The organism is Thiocapsa sp. (assembly GCF_022340925.1).
Classification (GTDB): Bacteria; Pseudomonadota; Gammaproteobacteria; order Chromatiales; family Chromatiaceae; genus Thiocapsa.
Map to the genome: position 1 here is coordinate 1 of NZ_JAJDNA010000052.1, position 6,359 is coordinate 6,359.

The 6,359-nt window shown below is 67.9% G+C and carries 5 protein-coding genes; 4 read left to right on the plus strand and 1 reads right to left on the minus strand.

The annotated features are described in order from the left end of the window. Together LJE61_RS07095 and LJE61_RS07100 are read left to right on the plus strand one after the other, a co-directional pair. Positions 1-1,082: glycosyltransferase (locus LJE61_RS07095; protein WP_367114912.1), on the plus strand; the 1,082-nt coding region annotated here is incomplete at its 5' end. Then, positions 1,075-2,034, plus strand: coding sequence for a class I SAM-dependent methyltransferase (locus LJE61_RS07100; RefSeq protein ID WP_296917866.1), 960 nt, complete (start codon positions 1,075-1,077; stop codon positions 2,032-2,034). The genes LJE61_RS07095 and LJE61_RS07100, both read left to right, overlap by 8 nt. Here the strand turns inward: LJE61_RS07100 and LJE61_RS07105 are convergent. Continuing rightward, positions 1,986-2,831 (minus strand): RibD family protein, encoded by an 846-nt coding sequence (locus LJE61_RS07105; RefSeq protein WP_296917868.1) that lies wholly within the window; start codon positions 2,829-2,831, stop codon positions 1,986-1,988. The two genes, LJE61_RS07100 and LJE61_RS07105, sit on opposite strands and share 49 nt — an antisense overlap. A 431-nt stretch (positions 2,832-3,262) precedes the next feature. Between LJE61_RS07105 and LJE61_RS07110 the strand changes: the two genes are divergently transcribed. Together LJE61_RS07110 and LJE61_RS07115 are read left to right on the plus strand one after the other, a co-directional pair. Next, positions 3,263-4,540, plus strand: a complete 1,278-nt coding sequence (locus LJE61_RS07110) for a DNA repair exonuclease (protein WP_296917870.1) — start codon at positions 3,263-3,265, stop codon at positions 4,538-4,540. Continuing rightward, positions 4,537-6,359: AAA family ATPase (locus tag LJE61_RS07115; protein ID WP_296917872.1), on the plus strand; the 1,823-nt coding region annotated here is incomplete at its 3' end. The genes LJE61_RS07110 and LJE61_RS07115, both read left to right, overlap by 4 nt.

Here is a 6,359-nt window from a genome sequence, read left to right on the forward strand (position 1 = left end):
CCGCACCGGGCCCGGACTTGAGTCGGGCGGGGCCGACTTGGTTCCTGCATCCGGGCGACCTGGATACGCCCACCGGCGGCTACCGCTACGACCGACGGATCATCGAGCACCTGGATCGAGCGGGACGAGCGGTCCGGGTCCGGCGCCTCGACGATAGCTTCCCTCATCCGACGGCAGCGGGGCTTCAGGATGCCGACCGCTGCCTCGCCGGCATCCCCGATGAGTCCCTGGTGGTCGTCGACGGACTGGCGTTCGCCCTGATGAGGGAGATCGCCGCTGTCCACGGGCGGCGCCTCTCCTTGATCGCCCTTGTGCACCATCCCCTCGCGCTGGAAACGGGCCTGCCGCCGCAGCGCGCCGCGGCGCTGCGTGCTAGCGAGGCCGATGCCCTGTGCTGGGCACGGCGCGTGATCGTAACCAGCCCGGAGACGGCCGCGCTGCTCGCGCGAGACTACCGGGTGGCGCACAACCGCTTGCGCGTCGTCGAGCCGGGGACGGACACAGCCCTCCTGTCGGCCGGATCGGGTCACTCGGCGCTGAATCTCTTGTGTGTCGCCTCGCTCACGCCCCGCAAGGGGCACGAGATCCTTCTGCGCGCACTGGCTCCGCTCCGCGATCGGCCCTGGCATCTGAGCTGCGCGGGCAGTCTGGAGCGCAGCCCGGGCAACGCGGCGGCGCTGCTGGATCTGTCCCATCGTCTCGGGCTTGCTGCGCGCGTGACCTTCACGGGGGCCGTCGATGAGCCCCGTCTCGCCCAGCTCTATCATCGGGCCGACCTCTTCGTGCTGCCCACCCGCTTCGAGGGCTATGGTATGGTGCTGACGGAGGCGCTGGCGCGGGGCCTGCCCATCGTCAGCACCCGCACCGGTCCCATCCCGCGGTTGGTGCCTCGGGAGGCTGGAATCCTCGTTGAGCCCGGTGATCCGGCGGCGCTCCGTCTCGCCCTGGCGTCCGTCATGGACGACGCCGGATTGCGCCGACGTCTTTCCGCCGGGGCGCGATCCGCGCGACGCCGTCTGCGCTCCTGGGAGACCGCTGGGACGGACTTCCTGCGTGTCCTCGACGAGATGCGGCATGAGTGACTTCGAGGTCGGCTGGTTGGCACTGCGTGCCGAGGCGGACAACCGCGCGCGTGACGCCGATCTGGTGCTCCCGCTGCGGCCCTGCACCCAGTCGGCGGAGCCGCTGCCTGTCCTGGACCTCGGTTGCGGCACCGGGTCGAACCTTCGTTTCCTGGCCCCGCTGCTCGAGGGGCACCAGCACTGGTTGTGTGTCGACACGGATCCCGAGCTCCTGGCCCGGGTGGTCCCGGAGACCAAGGCCTGGGCGGAGGAGGGCGGTTATCGCTGGTTGGTTCGAGCGCAGTCGGTGGTCTGCGCCCGGCCACCTTGGCAGTGCTCGCTGGAGACACGGCGACTCGACCTCGCGGGGTCCCTTTCTGAGCTGCCGATCGGGAGGTCGGGTCTGGTCACTGCATCGGCACTGCTTGACCTGGTCTCGGAGGACTGGCTTGCGCGCCTGGTCGAGCGTTGTGCGGAGGTCCATGTGCCCCTGCTGATGGCCCTGACCTATGACGGCCGTGTCGCGCTCGAGCCGGAGCTGAGCCTGGATCGCGACATGATTGAAGCAGTGAATGCACATCAGCGTCGCGACAAGGGTTTCGGCCCCGCGTTGGGCCCTGCCGCCAGCATACGACTGGAGCGCCTCGCGCGCTCGCATGGCTATCGCGTGGAGGTGCGCTCGAGTGACTGGATGATTCCTCCATCCGAACGCCACCTGCAGGCCGCCCTGATCCGCGGCTGGTGCGAAGCGGCGCGCCGGCAGACCCCGTCGCGGGCGACGGCGATCCTCGACTGGGAGGCGCAGCGCCTCGTCGCGGTTGACAGCGGCTGCTCCCGCATCCGGGTCGGACACCGCGATGTCCTTGCGATCCCGCCGCACCCCTATGGTCAAGGCATTCGTACCTCGCTCGAACGCTGCGGGCCTTACCGAATGCGTACCAGCATGTCCCCGCTGCCTGCCCCCGCGGGTTGACCCGTCTGGGCGGTGGTCAGATCGAAGTCGTAGAGTACGTCCTCACCCATGCGGAAGAGGCGGACGGGCGGACGCAAGGCCTCCGCCAGACGTTCCGGGGCCGGCAGTCGCAGTCCGGGTCGTCCCGTTCCGATCACCAGAGGCGCGACCGCAACCTGAAGTCGCGAGAGCAGGCCGGCCGCCAGGAACCGCGATACGGTGGTGCCGCCACCCTCGATGAAGATCCTCCGGATCCCGCGGTCCGCCAGGGTGAGTAGGAGCGCCTTCAGGTCCAGACCGGCATCGGCAGCAGGGACCCCGAGCAGCTCCGCCTGCCCGAAGCGTTGCTCATCCGGGCGCAGCCGTGCCCGATCGCAACACAGCAGGGTTTCGGCCTCGCCGTCCTGGAACACCAGATGATGGACCGCCAGGCGCCGCCGCGGGTCTAACAGGATGCGCAGCGGATTCGAGCCGGCGACCAGGCGGGTGGTGAGCCGGGGGTCATCCGCCGCGACGGTCTCGGCACCGACCAGAACGGCATCGCTCAGCGCACGCATCCGATGCAGGTGGCGAATGTTGGCCTCGCCCGTGACGAAGTGGGCATCACCGCTCAACGTGGCGATCCAGCCGTCGATGCTCTGGCCGAGGTGGGCGATCACCTCCACGGGTCCATGATGCGGCCGGCACAAGTGGAGATAGAGATCGAAAAGGGCGCCGACCTGCTCGGCGTGGAGTGCAGCGCCCGCGACCCAACCGGAACCCGGCTGCCAAACCAGCTCCGCATCCGCTCTCGGGCCTGAGCGGAACGATGAGACCATTTGGTCGGGTCCGGCCCGGAGGTGAAGCGCGCGGTCGAGCGGCAGCACATCATTGCGCGCCAGCCGCGCGGCACCGAGAATCAGGTTCCAGGCACGTTCCTCGCCCGTTTCGGCATCCGGTACTGTGCGCCGAACTCCTTTGGATTCATGGTGCTTTGCTTGAATAATTGTACACCTCTCGAGGTTTTTTCACCGAACACCCCGATCATGGGGCCGAGCGCCCCCAAGGGTGCAGGGATGGGTCAGGGGCTCTGGCAAGGATGATGGATTTGAGTGAAACCTAATCCTATGATTCAGTGTGTTAGAATGATTTCCTAAAATGACTTTCGGGGTAACTTCATGCGCACGGCGACCCGGGCGACATCCGGTGATACGAATCAGATAGGGCGCCGACCCAAGAAATCGAGACGACAGGGCGCACTGAAGAGGAGATGAGATTGCGATTCCTGCATGCCGCCGACGTGCATCTGGATAGCCCGATGCGTGGCCTGGAGCGCTACGAGGGCGCACCCGTCCCTGAGATCCGCGCTGCGACGCGCCGGGCACTGGAGAATCTCGTGGCCCTGGCGATCGATGAAGCGGTCGACTTCGTCCTGCTGGCCGGTGACCTCTATGACGGCGACTGGCGGGACTACAACACCGGACTGTTCTTCTCCGGTGAGATGGGCCGTCTGCATGAAGCAGGGATCCCGGTCTTCCTGATCGCGGGAAATCACGACGCGGCCAGCCAGATCACCAAAGCGCTGCGCGCGCCGCCGAACCTGCACAGCTTTGGGACCGGTGCGCCCGAGACGCGGGTGATCGAGGACCTGGGGGTGGCGATCCACGGTCGGGGGTTTCCAACCCGATCGGTCACAGAGGATCTGAGCCGGGGCTACCCGCAGGCCGTTCCGGGGCTGTTCAATATCGGATTGCTCCATACGTCTCTCGACGGCCGGCCCGGTCACGAGCCCTACGCGCCGTGCAATCTGGATGGCCTGAGGGCAAAAGGATACCAATATTGGGCGCTCGGGCATGTCCACCAGCATGAGTTGGTGGCGCGGGATCCGTACGTCGTCTTTCCCGGCAATACCCAAGGGCGTCACATTCGCGAGACCGGAGCAAAGGGTTGTGTGCTGGTTCGCGTCGAGGGCGGCGAGGTCGTCGAGGTCGAGCAACGCGCGCTGGATGTGGTTCGCTGGACGATTTGCACCCTGGATGTGGATGATGTTCGGACACCCGATCAGATCTATCCGCTGGTCGAGCGGGCACTCATCCATGCCGCCGACGCGGCGGAGGGCCGCTTGCTCGCCGCGCGTCTGCGTCTGTCCGGCCGCTGTCGGATCCATTCGCGCCTGCACGCCGATCACGAGCACCTGCTCAACGAGTCTCGCGCACTGGTCCCGACCATCGGTGCGGACAGCGTCTGGATTGAGAAGCTGGTCGTCGACACCCAGCCCGAGGGCGCTGAATCGCAGTTGTCGCGGGACGACGCATTCGGTGGCCTGTTGCGCTCGATCCGCGATCTCGAGCTCAACGAGGAGCGCCTGTCCGGCCTGAGCGCGGAGATGGAGCCGCTCGCACTCAAGCTGCCGTCCGCGTTGCGCACCGGCGACGACCCCTTCGATCCCAGCCGGCCGGAATACCTGCATGGGTGTCTCGAGGACGTCAAGGCCGTTCTGATCGAGCGGCTGCTCGGCCGGAACGACACGCCGGATCGTTCGGGATGAAGATCCTCGAGCTCGACCTCTTTGCCTTCGGTCCCTTCGCCGGGCGCCGGCTTGACCTGAGCGCCGGTCAGGAGGGGCTGCATCTCGTCTTCGGACCCAACGAGGCGGGCAAGAGCTCAGCACTGCGGGCCCTGCGCGACCTGCTCTTCGGGATCCCGGAGCGCACGCGCGACGACTTCCGGCACGCCAAGCACGAGCTTCGTCTCGGCGGACGCCTGCGCAAACGCAATGGCGACGAGCTGCGCTTCATCCGGCGCAAGGGCCGTAAGAGCACCCTGCTGGACGCCGAGGAGCGGCCGATCGGTGAGGATGCGCTGGCCCCCTTCATCGGTGACCTGGACGAGCGTCTGTTCGGCCGCCTCTTCGGGATCGACCACGAGACCTTGGTCAGCGGCGGGCAGACCTTGCTCGAAGAGCGGGGCAGGGAGGCCGAGGCCCTGTTCGGGACCGCGCTCGGCGCCACCGCCATCCATCGAGTCCTGGATGGACTCGATCAGGAGGCACAAGGACTCTTCGCGCCGCGCGCCTCCAAGCCGACGGTCAACGCCCTGATCGCCGAGCTTGCCGAGACCGAGCGGCGCCTGCGCGAGGCGAGCCTGTCGGTGCGTCACTGGGAGCACGCCAGGGCATCTGTGGACGAGACGACGCGTGACCTGGCCCGGATGGACGAGGAGATCGAGCAGGTCACGCGCGAGCGCAGTCGACTCGAGCGCATACGCCGCACGCTCCCGGAGTTGGTCCGCCGGACGCGATTGGCGGGGGAGCTGGCGCAGATCGGTCATGTGCCTGTGCTTGCGAGCGATTTCGCGACCCGACGTGAAGAGGCTGTCGCCAAGCGGTCCCGGGCCGGTGAGGCCAGGGCCAATGCAAGGAGCCGCCTGGAAGGCTTGGGGGCGACCATCCGCGATCTGCGCGAGCAGCTCTCGGAGGGTCTGCTCGGCGAGATGGACGCGGTCGACGACCTCAGGGAGCAGCTGGGCAGCCATCGCAAGGCCGCGCTGGATCGTATGGAGCTGACCGCCGAGCTCGCGCGGTGCCAGGCCGAGGCCGCAGCCTTGTTGCGCCGGGTTCGGCCCGACCTGGCCCAGGCCGGGTCCGGCGCGGACATCGACGTATTGAGGTCGATTCTCACGCGGCGGCGTCGGTCCGCAGACCTCGGCACCCAGAAGAAGGCCCTTGTCGTGGCGGCCGGCAGGGCCCAAGCCGAGCTCGCGGAGACGCGGGAACGACTCGCGCACGCGCGCGACAGGCTGACGAGGATGCCGGCGCCGGTCCCGTCCGATCGGCTCGAGCAGGTGCTCGACGACGCGCGTCGGGATGGTGATCTTGACCGGATGATCATCGAGACCCGGTCCGCCCTGGAAACACACCTCAAGGTCTGTGAGCGGGAGCTTGCTGCACTTGGTCTTTGGTGCGGACCCCTCCGCGATCTGCTGAACGCACCCTTGCCCGAGGAGGAGAGCCTGCGGGTGTTCGCGGAGGAGTGGCGCGCGCTGGAGGCGGAGCGCGAGGCGCTGCAGCAGAGGCGCTCCGATGAGCGGTCAGAGCTGAGCCGTTGCGAGGAAACCCTGCGGGCCCTTGAGCTGACGGGCGCGGTACCGTCGGAGGAGGAGCTGACCGAGGCCCGCGGGCGGCGTGAGCAGGGCTGGCAGATCGTCAAGCAGGCCTGGCTCGAGGGCGCGGACGTGACCGCCGCAGCCAGGGCCTATGGCGCCGATGCACCCCTCGAGGGCGCCTTCGAGGGTGCCGTGCATCAGGCGGACGAGATCGCCGATCGACTGCGCCGCGAGGCCCAGCACGTCCATGAACGCGCGTCGAC